The sequence below is a fragment of the Mycoplana rhizolycopersici genome (genome assembly GCF_013378445.1).
Lineage (GTDB): Bacteria > Pseudomonadota > Alphaproteobacteria > Rhizobiales > Rhizobiaceae > Mycoplana > Mycoplana rhizolycopersici.
This window is the reverse complement of the sequence record NZ_JABXYK010000030.1, coordinates 12,795-33,395: the sequence shown is the minus strand read 5'-3', so window position 1 is coordinate 33,395 and position 20,601 is coordinate 12,795. Positions and strand designations below refer to the sequence as shown.

At 62.5% G+C, this 20,601-nt stretch carries 20 protein-coding genes, 1 pseudogene and 1 riboswitch; of the genes and pseudogenes, 12 read left to right on the top strand and 9 right to left on the bottom strand.

Annotation, left to right across the window (positions count from 1 at the left end):
- Positions 1 to 244 precede the first annotated feature (244 nt).
- Positions 245 to 682 carry a dehydroquinate synthase/iron-containing alcohol dehydrogenase family protein gene (locus HV823_RS25700; protein ID WP_176952523.1) on the top strand — a complete coding sequence of 146 codons (438 nt, stop codon included), beginning with the start codon at positions 245 to 247 and terminating at the stop codon, positions 680 to 682.
- A 272-nt stretch (positions 683 to 954) separates the two neighbouring features.
- Positions 955 to 1,677, top strand: coding sequence for a GntR family transcriptional regulator (locus HV823_RS25695; RefSeq protein ID WP_176952522.1), 723 nt, complete (start codon positions 955 to 957; stop codon positions 1,675 to 1,677).
- 11 nt (positions 1,678 to 1,688) lie between these two features.
- Here HV823_RS25695 and HV823_RS25690 read toward each other — a convergent pair whose 3' ends face one another.
- Positions 1,689 to 3,041, bottom strand: coding sequence for an amidohydrolase family protein (locus HV823_RS25690; protein WP_210270940.1), 1,353 nt, complete (start codon positions 3,039 to 3,041; stop codon positions 1,689 to 1,691).
- A 185-nt stretch (positions 3,042 to 3,226) separates the two neighbouring features.
- Between HV823_RS25690 and HV823_RS25685 the strand changes: the two genes are divergently transcribed.
- From HV823_RS25685 to HV823_RS26925, 10 genes and pseudogenes are all read left to right on the top strand, one after another.
- Positions 3,227 to 4,273, top strand: a complete 1,047-nt coding sequence (locus HV823_RS25685) for an extracellular solute-binding protein (RefSeq protein ID WP_176952521.1) — start codon at positions 3,227 to 3,229, stop codon at positions 4,271 to 4,273.
- 62 nt (positions 4,274 to 4,335) lie between these two features.
- Positions 4,336 to 5,415, top strand: a complete 1,080-nt coding sequence (locus HV823_RS25680; RefSeq protein WP_210270939.1) for an ABC transporter ATP-binding protein — start codon at positions 4,336 to 4,338, stop codon at positions 5,413 to 5,415.
- Entirely contained in the window at positions 5,412 to 6,281 is an 870-nt protein-coding gene (locus HV823_RS25675) for an ABC transporter permease (RefSeq protein ID WP_176952519.1), read from the top strand. The genes HV823_RS25680 and HV823_RS25675 overlap by 4 nt, the downstream gene beginning before the upstream one ends.
- Positions 6,278 to 7,075 carry an ABC transporter permease gene (locus HV823_RS25670; RefSeq protein ID WP_176952518.1) on the top strand — a complete coding sequence of 266 codons (798 nt, stop codon included), beginning with the start codon at positions 6,278 to 6,280 and terminating at the stop codon, positions 7,073 to 7,075. The genes HV823_RS25675 and HV823_RS25670 overlap by 4 nt, the downstream gene beginning before the upstream one ends.
- The gene (locus tag HV823_RS25665) at positions 7,075 to 7,992 is read left to right on the top strand and encodes a polysaccharide deacetylase family protein (protein WP_176952517.1); all 918 of its coding nucleotides are present in this window, start codon (positions 7,075 to 7,077) and stop codon (positions 7,990 to 7,992) included. Before HV823_RS25670 ends, HV823_RS25665 begins: the two co-directional genes overlap by 1 nt.
- Positions 7,993 to 9,345, top strand: a complete 1,353-nt coding sequence (locus HV823_RS25660; protein WP_246301996.1) for an amidase — start codon at positions 7,993 to 7,995, stop codon at positions 9,343 to 9,345.
- A gap of 16 nt (positions 9,346 to 9,361) precedes the next feature.
- Entirely contained in the window at positions 9,362 to 10,174 is an 813-nt protein-coding gene (locus HV823_RS25655) for an aspartate/glutamate racemase family protein (RefSeq protein WP_176952516.1), read from the top strand.
- Positions 10,171 to 10,839 (top strand): aspartate/glutamate racemase family protein, encoded by a 669-nt coding sequence (locus HV823_RS25650; protein WP_176952515.1) that lies wholly within the window; start codon positions 10,171 to 10,173, stop codon positions 10,837 to 10,839. Before HV823_RS25655 ends, HV823_RS25650 begins: the two co-directional genes overlap by 4 nt.
- Before the next feature lie 14 nt (positions 10,840 to 10,853).
- Positions 10,854 to 12,335, top strand: coding sequence for a dihydropyrimidinase (hydA, locus tag HV823_RS25645; RefSeq protein ID WP_176952514.1), 1,482 nt, complete (start codon positions 10,854 to 10,856; stop codon positions 12,333 to 12,335).
- A pseudogene (locus tag HV823_RS26925) lies at positions 12,284 to 12,429 on the top strand (IS5/IS1182 family transposase); the annotation flags it as partial. The gene hydA and the pseudogene HV823_RS26925, both read left to right, overlap by 52 nt.
- A gap of 475 nt (positions 12,430 to 12,904) precedes the next feature.
- Here the strand turns inward: HV823_RS26925 and HV823_RS25640 are convergent.
- From HV823_RS25640 to aztC, 8 genes are all read right to left on the bottom strand, one after another.
- Positions 12,905 to 13,933, bottom strand: coding sequence for an ABC transporter substrate-binding protein (locus HV823_RS25640; RefSeq protein WP_425487704.1), 1,029 nt, complete (start codon positions 13,931 to 13,933; stop codon positions 12,905 to 12,907).
- Positions 13,934 to 13,961: 28 nt separating this feature from the next.
- Complete coding sequence (locus tag HV823_RS25635; RefSeq protein WP_176952513.1) at positions 13,962 to 14,750, bottom strand: class I SAM-dependent methyltransferase; 789 nt, start codon at positions 14,748 to 14,750, stop codon at positions 13,962 to 13,964.
- Positions 14,751 to 14,754: 4 nt separating this feature from the next.
- The gene (locus HV823_RS25630; protein WP_176952512.1) at positions 14,755 to 15,573 is read right to left on the bottom strand and encodes an ABC transporter ATP-binding protein; all 819 of its coding nucleotides are present in this window, start codon (positions 15,571 to 15,573) and stop codon (positions 14,755 to 14,757) included.
- Complete coding sequence (locus tag HV823_RS25625; protein ID WP_176952511.1) at positions 15,570 to 16,598, bottom strand: iron chelate uptake ABC transporter family permease subunit; 1,029 nt, start codon at positions 16,596 to 16,598, stop codon at positions 15,570 to 15,572. The genes HV823_RS25630 and HV823_RS25625 overlap by 4 nt, the downstream gene beginning before the upstream one ends.
- Positions 16,595 to 17,626, bottom strand: a complete 1,032-nt coding sequence (locus tag HV823_RS25620; RefSeq protein WP_176952510.1) for an ABC transporter substrate-binding protein — start codon at positions 17,624 to 17,626, stop codon at positions 16,595 to 16,597. The genes HV823_RS25625 and HV823_RS25620 overlap by 4 nt, the downstream gene beginning before the upstream one ends.
- A 180-nt stretch (positions 17,627 to 17,806) precedes the next feature.
- Positions 17,807 to 18,037: riboswitch (cobalamin riboswitch) on the bottom strand.
- Positions 18,038 to 18,086: 49 nt separating this feature from the next.
- Entirely contained in the window at positions 18,087 to 18,431 is a 345-nt protein-coding gene (locus HV823_RS25615) for a hypothetical protein (protein WP_246301994.1), read from the bottom strand.
- Positions 18,428 to 19,498 carry a CobW family GTP-binding protein gene (locus HV823_RS25610; RefSeq protein WP_343052083.1) on the bottom strand — a complete coding sequence of 357 codons (1,071 nt, stop codon included), beginning with the start codon at positions 19,496 to 19,498 and terminating at the stop codon, positions 18,428 to 18,430. The genes HV823_RS25615 and HV823_RS25610 overlap by 4 nt, the downstream gene beginning before the upstream one ends.
- 127 nt (positions 19,499 to 19,625) lie before the next feature.
- Positions 19,626 to 20,600, bottom strand: coding sequence for a zinc ABC transporter substrate-binding protein AztC (gene aztC, locus HV823_RS25605; RefSeq protein WP_176952508.1), 975 nt, complete (start codon positions 20,598 to 20,600; stop codon positions 19,626 to 19,628).
- Between the last annotated feature and the right edge of the window lies 1 nt (position 20,601).

Sequence of the window (20,601 nt, the reverse complement as noted above, 5' to 3'; positions counted from 1 at the left end):
CCCCATGGTGCGATCGGCAACAAGGTACCGATCTCGCTGATGAATCCGGGAAGCGCCGCCAGCCCGCTTCCCTGAGTTAGGCCGGAAAACTCTACCATCCGCTGGTCCAGAAACTCGGGGCGGTTCAAGAAGCCGGAAAACTCTAGCCTCCGGCGGTCCAGAAACCTGGAGCGGTTCAAAACCGCCGAGGCTCTAATCGTCGCAGGTCCGGGCGGCCTATCACGCGGCGGAAGCCGGATGCCTGATGGAAGCGGTGGAGAACATCATCGAGGCCAACACGCCGCTCTCCGGCCTCGGATTCGAGAATTGCGGTGTCTCGGCCGCGCACGGCATTCATGACGCCTTGACCGTCCTGGAGCCGACCCATCATTTCTTCCATGGTGAAAAGGTGGCCTTCGGCATCATCGGCCTTCAGGTTCTGGAAAACCGTGCCCCGGAAGAAATAACGCAGACCATCCTGTTCTGCGCCCAGATCGGCCTGCCGGTGCGGCTGGCCGATCTGGGCCTCGGACAGGTCTCCGACGCCGATCTCCTGCGTGTCGGGGAAACCGCGATGAACCCGGCGAGCGTCATCCATTCGGTGCCGCGCTCGCTCAATGCCCGCATCGTTGCCGATGCGATCCGTACCGCCGACGCGCTTGCACCGCATCTGCTGGCACACCGGGGCTCGCCCACTTTTTGAACCGGTGTTGCCACATAAGCCTGCTGTCAGCGATTCTCCGGCCCCATCCATGGAGATGACGGAATGCTCGAAAGAGACACCCCCGATGCCGGTCGAGGGAATCCGGCGGAGCCGGCGCAGCTGGCACTGGGGTACTACCGCGGAGCAGCGATCCTCGCACGTCCCCTGAACGGCGTCTCGTCCCTGCCGCCCGAAACTGCGGCGACAACGACGGATGGTCAACGACCGCCTTCCGATGTAGGTAGGCAGTGTCATCTACACGTGAGTGCGATATGGAGACATCCACGCAAAAACTCCTGAAGCGAGGCCGTCCGCCCAAGGTACTTCTTTCGAAGCGGGAACCGCTTGCCCATCAGGCGGCGGCGCTTCTGCGAAGCCTTATCATCCGTGGCGAGATGGTGCCCGGCAGCCGCATTCCCGAGCGGGAACTGAGCGTGCGCATGAAAGTGTCCCGCACGCCGCTGCGCGAGGCATTGAAGCTGCTCGAACGCGATGGCCTTGTCGAGATCTCCCAGAACCGCGGCGCGCGGGTGATTTCGTTCACGGTCGAGGAAGCCCGGGAACTCTTCGAGGTGATCGCCGGAATGGAGAGCCTGGCCGCACAATTGGCGGCCCAGCGCATCACCGACGACGAATTGGCGCACCTCGAAATACTGCATGCGGACATGCTTGAACATTACCGAAACAAGGACAAGGACCTCTATTTTGACGTCAACAGCCGCATTCACGACCTGGTGGTCGACTTTTCCGGCAACAGCATCCTGCGCGCCACCCATGCAGGCCTCATGCTGAGGGCACGCCGTGGCCGGTACATGGCGATCATGAAGCCGGACCGCTGGAACGAATCCGTCGCCGAACACGAGGCCTTGATGGAAGCACTGCGAAAGCGCGACCCGGAGGCCGCGCGACGCGTCTGGCAAGGGCACCTGAACCATACCGGCGACACGGTCTGCGCCGTCTTGCGGGGACAGGCGGCGGAATCCCCGCCGCGCTAGAGCGGGCCTTGTCAGGCAGCCCTTGCACGTTGCCAGAGCCGGTCCGCGACAGCCTGTGCCGTGGCGATAATTTCGTCCTCGTCCGCCCAGGTCGCCCGGCCATCGTCGATCAGGACATTGCCGTCGCAGATGACAGTTCGCACGTTTGCCCCCGACCCCAGATGTGCGATGACGCCGAAGCCGTCGACTACGGGGTAGAGGTTGGGCGCCCTGGAATCGAGCAGGGTCAGATCCGCCCTATTGCCGATCTCAATCCTGCCCACCTTGTCCTCAACGCCGAGCGCCCGCGCCCCACCGGTCGTCGCCCAGCCGAAGACCGTGGCGGCGTCGAAGACGAAGGTTTCCTTCGCACGCAACCGCGCCGACGCCAGCGCCATTCGCATCGCCTCGAACATGTCGCCAGACTTGGTATCGGTGCAAAGCGTGATGTTGGCTCCGGCTTCCGCAAGAGCGGCGATCGGCGCGGCCGCACCGAACGAGGCATTGCCGATCGGCGCGTGCGCCACCTGCACACCGGCCCGGCCGAGTTTTCCAATCTCGTCTTCTTCCAGAAAGATACAATGCGCCGCGACAAGACGGTCGTTCAAGACGCCGACATCCTCGAGAAAATCGCTGGATCTCATGCCTTCGCGCGCCTGCATGTGGGCAACTTCCATTCGCGACTGCGCCAGATGCGTATGGATCTGGCGGCCGTCCTTTTCCGCCATGGCCGCTATTGTGCGGTAAAGCTCCCGTGAGACCGTGTCCGGCGCGTGCGGCCCGTAGAAGCAGCGGATCAGGCCGTTATTGGCGCCATCCCACTCGGCGATGAGCTTCAGGTTGTCGGCAAGCGTTGCCTCGCCAAGCGCCGGATCATGCTGGAACCGCCCCTCGGCCAGGGCAGCCGTGTCGACATCCATCACCCGCCCCCCGAGAAAGGCGCGGATACCTGCCTCGTTTGCGGCCTGCGCCAGTGCCAGCGGCTTGCGATAGTAGTCGACGATGGACGTGCATCCGAAACGGATCATTTCCAGCAGACCCAGGCGGGAAAGCGCCAGCGTCTCCTCGTCGGAAAGCCAGTGGCCCTGCGGCACGCCCTTCGTGTAGGCCGGTGCGAAGCCGATATCCTCGACCATGCCCCGCACGATCATCAGCGGCGAATGGTTGTGCGTGTTGACGAGGCCCGGCATCAGCAGGCCGCCGCGTCCGTCTATCCGCCTGTCCGCAAGACTGTGCCTCAGTTCGCCGGCGGGCGCGATCCGCTTCACGGCACCGCCGCATATGGCCACGGCCATGTCACGCCCGGCCGGCCGGCCGGGTGTGACCAGGGTGACATTGTCGAGGACGAGGTCGAATTTCTCCGGTGCGGCGGCTGTGACTGACATGAAGTTCTCCGGAATAGAGTGAGGAAATTATGGGCAAACGCCAACTCAATAGGCGTTAAAATGTTCGCGATAAAATATTTATCCATTAACAAGCCAATGTAAATATTGTTTTTTTCAAAATGGCATGCCATTTGCAACTCCGATTGGCGTAATTCGACCACCCCAAGAAACCGAGAGAGATCGCCATGACAAAGAACGGATCGACCGACGTTACCCGTCGAAGCCTCATCAAGACCGGCGCCGCCGCGGCCACCTTTCTGGCCACCCCTGGAATTCTGCGCGCGCAGACGAAGGAGCTTGTCGTCGGCGGCGCCGCAAGCCACACGAAATGGGTGGAGGAAATCGTCGCCCCCGCCTTCGAGAAGAAGCACGGGGCACGCATCATCTTCGAGGGCACCAAGTCGCTGGTGAACCTGGAAAAGATGCAATCGAACAAGGCCAATCCCTACCTGTCGGTGGTGCAGATGGACGATCCGGTCATGATCATGGCCGTCAATGAGGGATTGCTGACGCCGATCACGGCGCACATTGCGCCAAACGTCGCAAAGCTGCGTACCGGCGCCGTGCACATGGAGGGCATGTGGGCCAACTACGTGCAGCCGTGGGCGGGTGTGGCCTACAACACCGCCGTTGGCGGCGTCGATAGCTGGGCCAAGCTGTGGGATCCGAGCTTCAAGAGCAAGGTCGTCATTCCCTCGCTGCAGAACACCGAAGGCATGTGGACGCTTTTCATGGCGGCACATCTGGCCACGGGCAAGCCGCTCGCAGAGGCACAGTACGAGATCGATGCCGCATTCGGCAAACTCGAGGAACTGAAGCCAAATCTGCTGAACGTCTACTCGGTGCTGACCCAGTCGTTCAACCTGCTGGAACAGAACGAAATCGCCATGCTGGCCGGCCAGTTCTCCTCCTATGCGCTGCCGCGCAAGATCGAGGGTGCTGCAATCGATCTGGCCGCGCCGAAGGAAGGCATCTTCGCCATGCCGTCGGGCATCTGCATGGTCAAGGACGGACCGTATCCGGAACTGGCCGCCGCCTATGTCAACGAGATGCTCGGCGCGGAGCTGCAGACGATCCTGGCCAAGTCGACCTATGCCCTGCCGGCAAACACGGAGGTCACGGGCCTGGATATCGTGCCCGAGGACGTCGAGGTGTTCAGTCCCGACTGGGCCTTCGTCTCGAAGAACCGCGCCGGCTGGATCGAGCAGTTCGACCGCCTCATGGCGATCTGATCCGTCATCAACGATCCGGAGGACGGGCTATGAACACCCGTCCTCCGCAAGGGGAATGTGGAATGTACCTGGACGTAAAAGGCATCACCAAGAGCTATCGAGACAACACGGTGCTCGACAAGCTCGATTTCTCGGTGCTCAAGGGTGAACTGGTCTCGTTGCTGGGCCCGTCGGGCTGCGGCAAGACCACATTGTTGCGGATGGTTGCGGGACTGGTTTCCGCCGACAGCGGAACGATAAGGCTGGCGGAACGCGAAGTGACCACCCTGCCCGCCCACCGGCGGAACGTATCGGTGGTTTTCCAGAACTACGCACTTTTCCCGCATCTGAACGTCCGTGAGAACGTCGGTTTCGGCCTTTCGGCACGCGGAATGACGAAGGCTCAGCAGAAGGTTCCGGTCGAAGAGGCGCTGGCTCTCGTTCGCATGGAGCAATATGCCGACCGGCCGATTTCTGCGCTCTCCGGCGGCCAGCAGCAGCGTGTCGCGGTAGCGCGCGCACTCGTCGTGGCACCCGACCTCCTGCTGCTCGACGAGCCCTTTTCAGCGCTGGACCGCAAACTGCGCGAAACCATGCAGGTCGAGTTGAAGGCCCTTCTTCGTTCACGCGGCATCACCGCCGTCTTCGTGACCCACGATCAGGAAGAAGCACTCGCCGTGTCAGACAGGATCGCGGTGATGAACGCCGGCAGGATCGAGCAATATGGCGGCCCGATGGATCTCTACTCAAAACCGGCGACGAGTTTCGTACTCGACTTCGTCGGCATGTCGATGCGACTTGCCGGCACGGTGAAGAGCGCCGAGGGCCGGCTTCTTCGCATTTCCACGGCCTATGGCGACATCACCGCTCCGGGCAATTTCATCGCAGGTGCCAGGGTCCTGGTCGGAGTGCGGCCGGAACTCATCTCGCCGGGCCTGCCGCAAGGATCGCCGGAGGCGACAAACCGGGTCACGGCGACGCTCAGCGACGTCATGTGCCTCGGCGCGAAGACCCTGATCTACGGCGCCGCCTCCGGTGACGATTGCCTGGTATGCGAGGAGTCCGGTGCGTACGCCATCGGGCTTCCATCCGCCGGCTCCCCGGTCACCTTCGGTTGGAGGGTGGAGGACACGCTCGTCTATCCGGCGGAGCACCGCCAATGAGCCACGCCGCTGCCAAGACCGCCTCGCCGGCCGGCCGGACAAGAGATCCTTTTCTTCTGCTCGCCGTTCCATCGCTCCTGCTGCTTGGGATGCTGTTCGCCCTGCCGATCGCGTTCCTGCTGCTCAAAAGCTTCCGGGATGCCGACGGCGCGCTTTCCGTCGCCGGCTACATCGCATTCTTCTCCGATCCCTACATGCTGACCGCGCTCCGCCGCACGATCGTCATCGCCTTCGAGACGACGCTGCTGACGCTCGTTCTCGGCTATCCGACAGCCTTTGCACTGGCTCGCGCCCGCGGCTTCGTCCAGACATGCATCCTGATCGCGATGATCCTGCCACTTTCCGTCGGCGTGATCGTCAAGGCGTTTGCCTGGTCGATCGTGTTCCGCAGCGACGGGGTGATAAACAAGACGCTTCTCGGCCTTGGCATCATCGACGAGCCGCTGCGCCTGCTTTTCACCGAGACGGCGCTGGTGATCGGCGCAGCCAACATCTTCCTGCCCTTCATGGTGCTGCCGATCTATGCCGTAATCCGACAGATCAATCCCAATCTCGGACCTGCCGCCGCGACGCTCGGCGCGGGACCATTCTTCCGTTTCTTCCGAGTCACCCTGCCGCTAACGCTGCCGGGTGTTGTCGCAGGCGCCGCCTTCGTCTTCTCGATGGCGGTTTCCATGTACGTCATCCCGAACCTGATCGTGGGCGAACGCAGCCAGATGCTATCCATGCTCATCGCCCGGTCGTTCCTCTACCTTCGAGACGAGCAGATGGGCTCCACGATGTCGGCGGTTCTGCTCGTCATCGCGGCGATGATCGTCATCGCATCTTCCATCATCCTCAAGCGGCTTTCGGGGAGGCAGGCATGACCCTTACGGACCGGATCGCAACGACGGTGAGCTGGCTCATCGCCTTGTTCGCCTGCATCTATCTGCTGACCCCGCTCATTATCACGGTGATCGTCTCGTTCACATCCTCGACCGTCTACACGCTGCCTCCGCCGGACTGGTCGCTGCGCTGGTACGAGAGCATGGCGCGCAAACCGGACCTTCTGGCCGCGCTGTGGCTTTCGGTCAATCTCGCCGTGATCTCGACGGTGGTAGCGCTCGTCGTCGGCACGCTCGCATCGCTTGCGATCGTGCGTGGGCGCTTCCGCGGACGAGAGGCGCTCGCCACCTTCACAGTGTCGCCACTAATGATGCCTGGCCTGGTGATCGGTGTGGCGCTGCTGCAGTTCTTCCGGGAACTCGGGCTGCGCGACGCCTACTGGAGCCTGTTGCTTGCGCACATCGTCATCACCCTCCCCTACGTGGTCCGCACCCTCGTCGCAGCGCTCGAAAAGTTCGATTTCTCGCTGATCGATGCGGCGCAGACGCTCGGCCTGCCCTATCCAAAGGCGATCCTGAAGGTGCTGGTGCCGGGCCTTGCGCCGGCCTTCCTCACCTCGGGCATGTTCGCCTTCCTCGCCTCGATGGACAATTACCCGATCTCCATCTTCCTCACCGATGCCTGGAACAAGACGCTGCCCATCAAGATGCTGCAATATCTGGAAGAAGCACCCGATCCGACGATCGCCGCCATCTCCACCGGCCTGATCGCACTGGCGCTCGTCGCACTCATCGTCGGCTCGCGCACCGTCGGCCTCAACCGGATGATCCAGTGATGGGCGACAGACGCAATTTCATCGGCTATCGCCATGGCCATCCCGATGTCAGGTGGCCTGACGGCGCGCGCCTCGCGGTCTCTTTCGTCGTCAATGTGGAAGAGGGCGCCGAGCTGTCCATCGCCGACGGAGACGAACGCAACGAAAGCATCTACGAGGCGCGCGAAGAGGTGATCGGCTCTCCCGACCCCTGCATGGAAAGCCACTACGGCTATGGTCCACGGGTGGGCTATGGCCGCATCCTCGACGCGTTGTCACGGCATTCGACCCCCGCCACCTTCTCCTGCTGCGGCCGGGCGGCGGCGCGTTCGCCATGGATGGTTCGGGATATCGTCTCGCGCGGCCACGAGGCAAGCTGTCATGGCTGGCGCTGGGAGCGCCTGGCCGGCATGTCGGAAGACGAACAGCGCGCGAACATCGCACGTACATTCAACGCCGTCCGGGAGGCAGGCGGCATCGCACCGCGCGGCTGGCATACCCGCTCGGCCTCGGCGCCCGAGACGCGGCGCCTGCTCGTCGAACATGGCGGCTTTCTCTACGATTCCGATGCCTATGACGACGACACCCCCTATGTCGTTCCCGTCGGCGAAACGCCGCATGTGGTGTTGCCCTACGCGTTCGATACGAACGACATGCGCTTTCAGCCGGGCGGCGGCTTTGTACAGCCGGAGGATTTCACGCGCTACTGCCTCGCCGCCTTCGACCGTCTTTGGCGCGAAGGCGGCGATATTCCGCGCATTCTGAGCATCGGCCTTCATCTGAGGATCATCGGCCGGCCGGCCCGTATCGGCGCTCTGGAGGCGTTGCTCGACTCCATGGCGGCGCGGGGCGGGGTGTGGTTCGCGACGCGGGCACAGATCGCCACCTACTGGCGACATGCCGTCGGTCTCCCCGACTTTGCACCGGTGGAGGCGTGAATGAGCGACAGTGACATTGCCACGATGCGTACCCGCCAGATTGCCGCCGCAGTGAATGCCGGCAGGTTCAGCGCCGTCGACAGCGTGCGCCGCCATCTCGAGATCATCCTTGAGCGCAATCCGACGCTCAACGCTCTGGTGGCGATCGATGCACAGCGTTCGCTGGCCGAAGCCGCACAGGTCGACGACAGGATCGCGAAGGGCCAGCACCTGCCGCTTGCCGGCGTGCCGCTGATCGTCAAAGACAATATCTGGGCCGAAGGCTGGCCGATCACCCAGGGCTCGCGCCTCTTTGCCGACTTCGTCGCGCCCCGCGACGCGGAAGCCGTGCGGCTGGCGCGCGGCGCGGGAGCGATCGTCATCGGTATCGGCGCCTGTTCGGAATTCGCCTGCAAGGGCGTGACGAAGACGCCGCTGTACGGCACCACGCATCATCCGCTTGATGCTGCGCTGACGCCGGGCGGTTCCTCGGGCGGTAACGCTGCGGCTCTTGCAGCAAGCATGGCGCCCGTAGCGCTTGGCACCGATGCCGGCGGATCGAGCCGTCGTCCGCCGGCGCATTGTGGCGTGGTCGGCTTCAAGCCCAGCCAGGATCTCCTGCCCTATGGCCCTGGTTTTGCCGAGCCGTTCTGGGACGTTTCCGTCACCGCGCCCATGGGCAGGACCGTCGACGATTGCGCGCTGCTTTTCTCGGTCCTGGGCGGCCGGATGCAGCAAGCAGATCGTCCGCTTCGCCTGGGCTACAATCCGACTTTCGGAATCGAGGCGGCAATCGACGGCGATGTCAGGGATGCAATCGAAGGGGCTGTTCAGTCTCTCAAGCATGCCGGCTGGATCATCGAGTTCGTCGAAGTTTCCTGGCCCGATGGGCTGAGCGAGGAAGTCCTGATGCCGCTGCAGCATGCCGGCCTCGCCATGCTTTACGGCGAGCGCTGGCGGCAGGAACCGGAACTTTTCGATCCGGATATCGGCGCGCAGATCGAGCGCGGACTTGCCCTTCCGGGCACCGCCGTCGCCCGGGCGCTCGACCAGTCCCACCGGTTGCGCGGCGCGCTCGATCCGATGTTCGCAAGCCATGACCTTCTGATCGGGCTGACAACACCCTGCAAGGCATGGTCCCATGACCGACTGGGACCGGAGACGATCGGCGGGAAACCCGCCGCACCGCGGGACCATGCGGCTCTCACGCCCCGCTTCAACCACGCGCAACTGCCTGCCCTGTCGATGCCCTGCGGCACGGGGCGGAACGGCCTTCCTGTCGGCATGCAAATCGTCGGTCCACGCGGGGCGGATACGACCGTGCTAGCGGCGGCCCTGCGCGTCGAGAGAATACTTTCAGAACCGGCAGCCTGACCGGGTGGAGACGACCTTGAAGATATTGCTGATCAATCCGAACACTTCGGTGGAAATGACGGAACGCATGGTGGCCACAGCCCAGTCAGTGCTGGCACCCGATACCGAACTCGTCGCGTTCACCGCGACGCGCGGCTTTCCCTATATCGCCAGCCGGGCCGAAGCCATGATCGCCGGCGGCATAACGCTCGAAATGCTGGCCGAGCATCATCACGGCTGTGACGCAGCCGTCATTGCAGCATTCGGCGATCCGAGCCTGATCGCAGCGCGCGAACTCTTCGAGCTGCCGATCACTGCCATGGCAGAATCGGCCATGCTGACCTCCTGCATGCTGGGCGAGCGCTTTGCCATGCTCACCTTCTCGCGCACGCTGGTCGCGTGGTACGAGGACGCAGTCGCCGTAACAGGGCTGAACCATCGCTGCGCCGCCATTCGCGTGCCGGATGTCAGCTTCCAGTCCGTCTCGACTGTGCAGTACGAGCTTGAGAACGAGATTGTCGCGCTTGCCGAAAATACGGTCAGGGAACACGGCGCAGACGTGCTGATCCTCGCGGGCGCGCCGCTGACCGGCCTGGCGCAGCGCATCGCACACCGCGTCTCCGTACCTCTCGTCGATCCGCTGGCCGCCGCCGTGAGCCAGGCCCAGACCCTCGCACGGCTAAAACCCCGTGCCGCAAGCGCCGGACGCTTCGCCCGGCCGGGCCCCAAATCCGCCGAGGGACTTTTTCCGCCACTGGCCGCCTGGATAGAACACAGGCCGGCGATCGGCGCGGGCCTGACAGCCGTGCCTGCGGGACTGACTTCCAGAACTATGCCCAATACCCCATGAAAAGCCTTGTTGTTCTGTTCAACCCGAATACGAGTTCCACCACGACGGCCGAAATGGTCGCCATCGCGCACGAAACCGCCCGGAACTGGGCGGACGTCGAAGGCCGCACAGCCGACTTCGGAGCGCCGATCATTATCAATCCGCCGGACCTCGATACGGCCAGCCTCGCTGTTGACGCCTTCGCTGACAGGATGGCGGAGACGGGCTGGCCCGCCGATGCCATCGTGATTGGTGCTTTCGGTGATCCGGGTCTTGCAGCACTCAGGCTGCGCGCTCCCGTGCCCGTGGTCGGGATCGGCGAATCCGCGATCGCAGAAGCCTCCGCCGGCGGTCGCCCCTTTTCCATCGTCACCACGACGCCGGAGCTTGAAACGTCGATCCGGCGGCAGGTCGAAGGGCTGGGCGTCTGTCGTCAGTTGCGGTCGATCCGATTGACGCCCGGCGTGCCCGCCGAAGTCATGGCGGATGCCGACAGGCTCGACCGGGAACTCGGCCGGCTGATCAGCCAGGTGATGGCCGAGGACGGCGCAAAGGCCGTGCTGGTTGCCGGCGGCCCGCTTTCAGCGGCCGCGCGCCGCCTCGACCTCCGTTTCGCCCCGCCGATCATCGATCCGGTTACGACGGCGCTGAAGCGTCTCGGACTGATGCTGCGCGCAGCGAATTGAAGAGGAATTTCCCAATGATGGCATTCGACACAATCGTCAAGGGCGGCATGATCGTCACCGCGGCGGATCGTTACATCGCCGATATCGGAATCAAGGACGGGCGCATCACCGCGCTTGCCGCCGAACTTTCCGGCGCCGACGAACTGATAGACGCATCCGGCCTGCTGGTCCTGCCGGGCGGCATCGACAGCCACGTGCATCTGTCGCAGCCATCGTCCGACGCCTCGGTGATGGCCGACGATTTCGAGAGCGGCACCCGGTCGGCGGCGGCCGGCGGAACGACGACCGTGCTTGCCTTCGCGCTGCAGAAGAAGGGCCAGTCGCTACGCGAGGCCGTCGCCGAATATCATGCGCAGGCCGACGGGAAGTGCCACGTCGACGTGAGCTTCCACCTGATCATCTCGGACCCCACACCGCAGGTCCTCGGGCAGGAACTGCCGGCGCTGATCGAGGCAGGATACAGCTCCTTCAAGGTCTTCATGACCTATGACGACCTTGTGTTGAACGACCGGCAATTGCTTGAGGTCTTCGCGGTCGCCGGCGCGCATGGCGCCACCGTCATGGTACACGCCGAAGGCTACGATGCCATTCGCTTCCTCTCGGAAAAGCTGGAGCGCGAGGGTCATGTCGCGCCCTATTACCACGCGCTCTCGCGGCCGGAGATCGTGGAGCGGGAAGCCACGCATCGGGCGATCAGCCATGCCGAGATCACCGGCATCCCGATCGTCATCGTCCACGTTTCGGGCCGCGAAGCACTCGAGCAGATCCGCTGGGCAAGGGCGCGTGGCCTCAAGGTGTCGGCGGAGACGTGTCCGCAATACATCACCCTGACGGCAGACGATCTACGCGACCTCAACATGGGTTTCGAAGGCGCCAAATATGTCTGCTCGCCACCGCCGAGGGACGCCGAAAGCCAGGCCGCCATATGGCAGGGTCTTGTGGACGGCACGCTGGAACTGTTCTCCTCGGATCATTGCCCCTTCTTCTTTCAGGACGAAGACGGCCGCGGCAAGGATACGCCGAAGGCCAGAACGTCGTTCCGCTGGGTGCCCAACGGCATTCCCGGCGTCGAGACACGGCTGGCCATCCTGTTCTCCGAAGGGGTGAGCAAGGGCCGCATCAGTCTTGAGAAATTTGTGGCACTGACGGCGACCAATCATGCGCGAACCTACGGCCTCTATCCCCGCAAGGGCACGATCGCGGTCGGCAGCGACGCCGATCTCGTCCTGTGGGATCCAAATCGCAAGGAGACCATCCGTCAGGAGACCCTGCACCACGGCAGCGACTACACGCCCTGGGAAGGCTTTGAAGTCACTGGCTGGCCGATCGCCACAATGCTGCGGGGTTCGGTGGTCATGGAAAATGGTCAAGTTCTGAACCGCCCGGGTAACGGACACTATTTAACGAGGTACACCTCTTCGGCCCAGGCTACCGCAAACGTTGATTGGTCGAAAGCGCTATCGGCCGATACAAATCAATCATCGATCACAGGCTAAGCGCTCGTTCCTCTGGCGCGTAGCAGACCGAAGTTGCCTCGGCTGCGTCGCACTCAATCGCATGCTGGCATGCGCACGCCCGAAATCCGTCCGGTACGCCATAGCTACTGCTTTCAAAGGTCAGAATCCGATTGCGAACTCATTTATGCACCAACGCTATTCAGAATGGGTACATTCACTTTTCAAGTGAGACATGCCAATGATTTCAAAGGCTTCACTTTGAGATTTCGGCATGTCGCGATGCTATCAGCAACTGACTCTCGCCGATCGACGGCGTGTTCATCACCTCGTCGGGCGCCTCGTCGTGGCGCAGAGTCGCCACCGGCGATGTAGCAAACTGGAAAGGGGCTATCCACTGACGAGTGGTTGGAGTTTGAAGGGAAACGCCATCAAGAACGCCTGGATGCGTTGTGGCTGCCAATAGCGACGGCGCCCGACAACACCACCTTGAGAAAGCGGCCGAGGACGGTCTTGAAGGGATATGAACAGACGACCCGTAGTCCTATCAAGCAGGTGATCGCAACAATGGAACTTATAATAATCCATTGATGGCAGTAAGACGCGATGGTTTACCGGACGAATTCGTACCTCTCCAGCGCATCTGCAAGAACCTCCAATCCACGGATGGTTCTGACAGTCGGATCCATGAGTTGGACACTCATCTCGACAATCTGCCCCTGCCGCGCAGCCTTCATGACACTGGCAACCGGATCATGCCTGAGGAAATCGAGCTTGACCGCAATGTCGTCCCCCTCGAAGCGCCGTCTTGTCATGTCACCGGCTATAATGATTGTCGGGTTCGCTTTGGCAACGGTTTCCCAGCCGACGGTCGGCCACTCCTCGTTGCTGTCGACAACATTTCGAATTCCTAGCTCTGCCATGAGATATGCCGGAACACCGCCCTCGCCCGCCACATACGGGTCCGCATTGAGCTTGGCGCTGGAATACCAGAAGAGCGCAGATACATCACCCTTCAGCGCTACTACCCGCGCTTTCACTGCCTGCTCACGCGCCTTCATCTCACCAATGACCGTCCTGCCCCGGTCGGCAACATTGAAGATGCGCGCGATCTCGTCGATTTCCCGATAAATCAGATCCATTGAGAACTTTGGCGGCTCGGCGCCATCCGCATTCTTACCCTTCAAGTGGCAATCAGCCGGTGCTGTGTAGACTGGGATACTCAATTCCTCGAACTGCTCGACCCTGGCCACCACGCCTTCCGGACCGATCTGCCACTGGAACTGCGTCGCGACAAAATCTGGTTTTGTCGCCAGAATACCCTCGAAGCTCGGATCAAGCTCGGCAATACGGGGAACCCGTGCGTCCACCTTTTCAAAACCTTCCAGCACCGGCCCAATCCAGAGTGCTGTGCCGGCAACCTTGTCGCCAAGGCCCAACAGGTAGAACACTTCCGCTGAATTTTGCCCGTCGGCGAAGGCGCGCGAGGGCGCCTTGTAAAAGGTAAGCTGCCGACCGCAATTCTCGATCGTCAACGGGTAAACTGTTTCCTGAGCCAAGCCAGTTGAAGGGACCGTTATCGACAGGGCGACCAGGGCGGCTGGAAGAGATGATACGAAACTGTTCTTCACCGTTGAAATCCTTTGAACGGTCTGATCGGCCGCGCTGTCATGAGGCCACATCGACAGGGCGGGATGCCACAAGGACGAACCGCCGGTAGAACAGGGTGCGCAATCTGTTTCTGAGATCAGCATCCTTGCGCTGAGCCATGGCGATCGACCGATGGGATGGGAAGGCGATGTTCACGAAACCCGCCTCTCGCACCAGCGGTTCGAGGCGCTCAGCCGTCAGCCCGTCGCTAAACGGAAGTCGCCTCATGATATCGGCGTGCTTCTCGCTCATGGCGCCGTCATAGTAGGGATCATGTCCGATAAGGCGCTCGATCAGGCGGACAGCAAGGCCCGCGAGCCGGCCCATACGCGTTGGTTGCGTCCAATCGCCATCAAAGACGAGCAGCCTGCCGCCCGGCTTCAACACCCGGATCCAGTCGGCCAACGCCTGTTCCGGCTCCGTCAGTGTCCAGACCAGATGCCGGCAGATCACCGCATCATAGGCTTCGTCGGGTTCCATCGTGCGCTCGGCATCGGCAAGCACAAACCGAACGCGTGTGTTGCCTGCGTGCTTCGTTCGCGCCACGCCGAGCATAGCTTCGGAAAAATCGAGCGCCGTCACCTCATGGCCAAGCGAGAGCAGGACATTCGTCACCTCTCCCGTGCCGCAGGCAAGCTCCAGCACCCTTTTGGGCTCCGGCCCGATCGCGTCGCGCACGGCTGCCGCCCAGGCCTCCAGTTCCGGACCCGGCGGGATGCGGTGCCCGAACGCCAGATCGAAGGTCGCGGACCGTTTCGACCAGTACTCCCGGATGTCTTCCTTGAGGTCGTGGTTGCGCATGTCCATTGGTTCAAGCCCCCATCACGGATAGAGGTGCCGGTCGTGCGAGGTTGGTCCTGCCTTGCGAACGTCGCGTCAGGAAGCGGATGTGGCAGATGCCGCCGCTGTCCTGCTCGATATCGACATTAACGCCGAACACGTCTCGTATCCGTGCCTCTGTCAGCACCTCCCGCGGCTGGCCGAGAGCCACGAGACAACCGCCCTGCATGACGGCGATGCGGTCGCAGAACATGGCGGCGTGATTGAGATCGTGCAGTGCCGCCACCACTGTCAGATCCTGGCGCTGGACCAGATCGAGAAGACTGATCTGGTGACCGATGTCGAGATGATTGGTCGGCTCGTCGAGCAACAGGATCTTGGGTTGCTGCGCAAGCGCCCGAGCGATGTGCAGGCGCTGCCGTTCGCCACCCGAAAGCGTGTGCCAGAACCTTTCGGCGAGGTGTGTCATATCGACGTTTTCGAGAGCCGCGTCGACTATACTGTCATCCTGCGACGTCCACGGCGACAAAGGTCCTAGATAGGGAGTGCGGCCGAGTTCGACCGCTTGCCGCGCCGTGATCCGCTCCCCTGTCTCCGCCTGCTGCTCGACGAAAGCCAGACGCTGCGCCACGGCACGCCTACCAAGCTCCCCGATCGGCGTACCGTCCATGAGGACCGCGCCCGACTTCGGTTTGCGGATGCCTGCAAGCAGCGACATCAGGCTCGTCTTGCCCGATCCGTTCGGACCGATGATGCCAAGGAATTCGCCGGTCTCGACGGTGAGTGACACGCCCTTCAAGATATCCGCGCCGCCGGCGGACCAGGAAACGTGATCGGCTGAAAGCGTCATGCCCGCGCCCTCCTTTGTCCGAGAATGAGTGCGAAGGCAGGCGCGCCGACGAGTGCGGTGATCACGCCGATCGGCAGCACCTGGCCGGGGATCAGCGTACGCGACAGGATGTCCGCGATAATCATGAAGACCGCGCCGATCAACGCGGCGGCGGGAAGCAGGACACCGTGCCGCACGCCGACCAGCATCCGCGCGGCATGGGGAATGACGAGCCCGACGAAGCCGATCGATCCCACGATCGAGACCATGACGGCCGTCATCATCGCCGAGACGCCGACGAGGGCCAGATAGGTGCGCCTCACCGAGATGCCGAGCGAGGCGGCCGATTCCTGGCCGAAGGTGAAGGCGTCGAGCGCGCGGGCGTGCCAGAGGCAGACGGCGAGGCCGACGAGCGCTGCCGGCACCGCCAGCCAGGCATCCGGCCAGCGCACGCCCGATAGGTTTCCGAGCAGCCAGAACATGATGCCGCGGGCTTGCTCGGCCGTCGCCGCCTTGGTAACGATGAAGGATGTGAGCGCGTTGAAGAGTTGCGAACCTGCGACGCCTGCCAGGATGATCGCCGCCGTACCGCGCCCCGCCTTCACCGCCAGCACACTGACCAGCACGAAGGCGATGAGCGCGCCGAGGAAGGCGCCGAGCGGCATGGTCAACATCCCAGCGCCGAACCCGAGGATGGCAACGCTGACAGCACCCGTCGAAGCGCCCGCCGAGATGCCGAGAATATAGGGATCGGCCAGTGGATTGCGCAGCAGCGATTGTAGCACGGCACCGGAAAGCGCCAGCGCCGCGCCGCAAGAGGCGGCGACCACGGCACGGCTGAGGCGATAGCTCCAGATGATGCCTTCGTCGATCGGCTCCAGCGGATAGCCCGCGTTCCAGAGCCGGTTTGCCACCGTCTGTGCCACGGTCGAGAACGGTATGGCCGTTTCACCGATCGCCGCTCCTAGCCAGAGTGCGATCAGCAGAATGGCGAGCGCGGCGAATGCCGCCCCCGTTCGTCCGATCGATGTCAGCGTCCGGCTCACTGGGCAAGGCCGGCTTCGGCGATGGCGTCTGCCAACGCCTCGATGCCCTCGATCGTGCGGATCGTCGGGTTCATGGCCTGAGCGTCCATGTTGAAGACATGGCCGTTCTTCACCGCCGGCATGAGGCTGGCGACGGGATCGGTCTTCAGGAAATCGAGCTTGGCCTCCAGGCTGTCCAGCGGATAGCGGCGGCGTTCCATGGAACCCGCGACAATGATCGTCGGGTTGGCCTTTGCGATCGTTTCCCACCCGACTGTCGGCCATTCGTCGTCGGTCTTGATGATGTTTTCAATGCCGAGCGCCGACATGATGTAGCCCGGCGCCCCGTTCTTTCCCGCGACATACGGATCGGCGTCCGCGGCGCTGGAGAACCAGAAGACGGCCGACAGCTTGCCCTCGGCCGACGCCACCTTGGCGCGGGCCGCCTGTTCGCGCTTCTTCAGATCGGCGACGACCTCCTCGCCCTTGTCCTGGACGTTGTAGATCTGCGCCAGTTCGCGGATCTCCTGATAGACGAGGTCCATGGTGAAGACCTGATGACGCACACCGTCGCTGGCGGCGGAGTTCTCCTTCCCGGTGCAATCGGACGGAGAAGTATAGACGGGAATACCCAGTTCCTCAAACTGCTCGGGCTTGGCGACGACACCCTCCGGGCCGACCTGCCACTGGAACTGAACGGTAATGATGTCAGGCTTCTTGGCAAGCACGCTTTCGAAGCTCGGATCGTTGTCGGCCAGGCGGTCGATCCTGGCATTGACTTCCTCATAACCCTTTAAGACGGGACCAACCCATAGCGCGGTGCCCGCGACCTTGTCGGCAAGGCCGAGCAGATAGAGGATTTCGGTGCTGCTTTGGCCGATCGACACGGTCTGTGTCGGTGCCTTCTCGATAGTGATCTGGCGACCGCAGTTTTCCAGTGTCAACGGATAGGTGGTCTCGGCAGCCTGCGCGGCACTGGCAAAGGAGGCGGCCGCCAGTGATGCGAACAGCAAACCCGCGCGAAGCGGCGTTTTGAAAAGCGATGTCATGATCTGTCCCAAATATGGATTGAAAGCCGCGCAAGTCGGCAGGGCGAAACGAAGGGACGGTCAGGCCGTCCGCACGATCGAACAATCGACAGGTCTGGGGAAAGGCAGCGTCGGTCCACGCCGCGAGGCGCTGGTGATCTTCATTGCATACTCCTGTTCCGGGCTTCCCCGCCCGTGACGATGGATCGATATGTGACGGCAGGTCTCCTGGCTCACGGATATCCGCCGTCCATCTGCCTTCCCGTGCTGCTCGCACAGTGGCATGGCGCTATGCGCCACAAGGATGGACGGCAATCCGCTTACAGTTGCGGGGGCAGCCACGGCTTTGGTCCCATGCGGGTCGTCCGCACCGTGTTCCCTATTATTCCCCTCCGCCTCATGGGTAGGGGAACCGTCGCGGCCAGTTAATGGAGAAGCTGGTGCCTGGTCAAGGCCCGACTTGGAGACGCAGCGAACGACCTCAAGTGGCTTTTCCACCAGCGCCTCCCAGATCGATGAACCGCATCGAGACGTTTTCGGCAAGATCGCGCCCGGAGGCAGCGAGAAAAGCATAAGCTATATCATCCTCCGTCACGCCCTTCATTGGCTTGTGAACCGACGCCTGGACCGTCTCCGTGCCCTGCATCACCAGGATCACGGTCTCCTTCGGAGGGCAACCCGGCACGTGGCAGGCAAGTTCATTGACCGAGACAACAGCCTCGTCCGGCAGCGTGAGCAGCTTGCGGACCCAGGATTTGATCGCGCGGGCACTGTTGATGACCGAGGGACCATTCCGTGCCAACGGGTTGACGAAGGCCTCGCTCATGCCGCACCTCGCCTCTTTCTTGCCGCGCGCGGAGCCAGTACTTCGAAGAGATCCCGAAGCGGTTTGGCCGGCATGTCCTGACCGATGAGGACCACGCGGCTGCTGTGATCTTCGTCCGGCCAATGTTCCAGGCGCTGAAGCGGATAGAGCCGGTGCTGCACCGCGTGGGCGACCAGCGGACGGGTTGGGTCGTCGGCGAGCGCGAACAGACCCTTCAGGCGCAGAAGACCGGAGCCGATGTCTGTCGTCACGATATGCAGAAAGGTCTCGACGGCCTGGGGCGAGAGGGGGACATCGTGGCTCAGGCTGATCGCCTCGATTTCATCCCCATGCCGGTTGGGGTCGTGGGCGTGATCGCCGTGAGCCCCGAGCCTCTCCATGGCCAGCCAGGCAGGCACCTCCTCGGCCTTGCCCGTGACGGAATAGGCGCCGTCACCGAATAGCCCGGACAGATTGAAATCCTGTCGATGGCGATCATGGTAGACTGCCGCAGGATTGAGAGCCCTCAGCTCATCTGGCCAGTCGTGGGCCGGATCTGCGATATCTGTCTTGGTCAGGACCACATGGTCGGCAAAGGCGAGCTGTTTCCAGCCTTCCATGAAGCTAGTGAGGGTTGCACGCCCGTTGACCACGTCGAAAGCCGTCACGACGCGGGCGAGATGAAAATGCCGCGCGACCACGTGATCTCTCAGCCCCATGGCAGGTGATCCGCCGGGGATAATGCTGTTGATGATGGGAGCAGGATCGGCCAGTCCGGTCGTCTCGATCACGACCCGTGAGACAGGCGGTATTTCGCCACGAAGCCGCGCCTCGTGAAGCTCTGACAAGGAGCTTCTGATATCGCTTGTCGCCGTGCAGCAGATGCAGCCGGTCGTCGTACGGAAATAGGTTTCGGAGCCCTTGCGGACGAGATCGTGATCGATCGGGACGGTTCCGAACTCGTTGACGATAACGGCTGTCCCGTGCATGGCCGGATCGACCAGGATGTCATTCAGCAGAGTTGTCTTGCCCGAGCCAAGAAAGCCGGTCAGCAGCGTGACCGGCTGGGAATCGTAAAGCCGTCTCACGTCATCCTCCGTGGGATCGGTTGAGTTGCGCCACCGCTTGAACAGGCCGCCAATCATGCTGCTGGGAATCCATGGGTTGAATGTCAGATCAGGGGCTTGCCCGGCATGAGCCGGGCAAGCCATAGGTTCAGCTTCCGAGGATCGCGGCCTGCATCGTGTTCACGTTGTAGCGGAACATATCGATATAGTTGGATGCGGGGCCTTCGCGCCCGGACAGGGCGTCCGAGTACAGCGTGCCGCCGATCCTGATGCCGGTTTCAGTCGAGATCTGCTCGATGAGACGCGGATTGGTGATGTTCTCGAGGAAGATCGCCGACGCCTTGTCGTGCTTCACCTGATCGATCAATTTTGCCACGTCGGCGGCAGAGGCTTCCGCTTCCGTCGAGATGCCCTCTGGCGCGATGAACCTGAGGCCGTATTCGTGTTCGAAATAGCCAAAGGCATCATGGGAGGTGATCACCGTGCGCTTGTCGGCAGGAATGGCTTCGATTGCGGCCTTCACCTCGGTCTCAAGTTTACCGAGCCTGGCAATATAGGCCTCGGAGTTGGCCGTATATGTCGCGCAACCGGCCTTGTCGGCCTCGCAGAAGGCATCGGCGATATTCTTCACATAGATCTCGGCATTGTGGATCGACTGCCAGGCGTGTGGATCGAACTCACCGTGATGATGACCCTCGTGCCCATGATCGTGACCCGCTTCTTCGTGATCATGTCCAGCCTCGGTCTTCTCCACGGCCTCGTGCTCTTCTTCGGCACTCTTGAGCGGCTCGATCCCCTTGGTGACCTCGACCACCGAGGCTTTCGTGCCGCTGGCTTCAATGAGGCGTGACATGAAGCCCTCGAACTGAAGACCGTTGACGAGAACGACATCGGCTCCTTCCAGAGCGGCAGCATCTGCCGGGCGCGGTTCATAGACATGCGCGTCTCCGTCCGGTCCAACCAGCGTGGAGATTTCCACGCGGTCGCCGCCGACGTTCTTGGCGAAGTCGGCGATGATCGAAAAGCTGGCGACCACCTTCAGCTCAGCAGCTGATGCGCTGGAGGCAAAGCCGCCAAGCGTGAGGAGGCTGGCATAGGTGGCAAAACGTAGAGTGTTGAACATG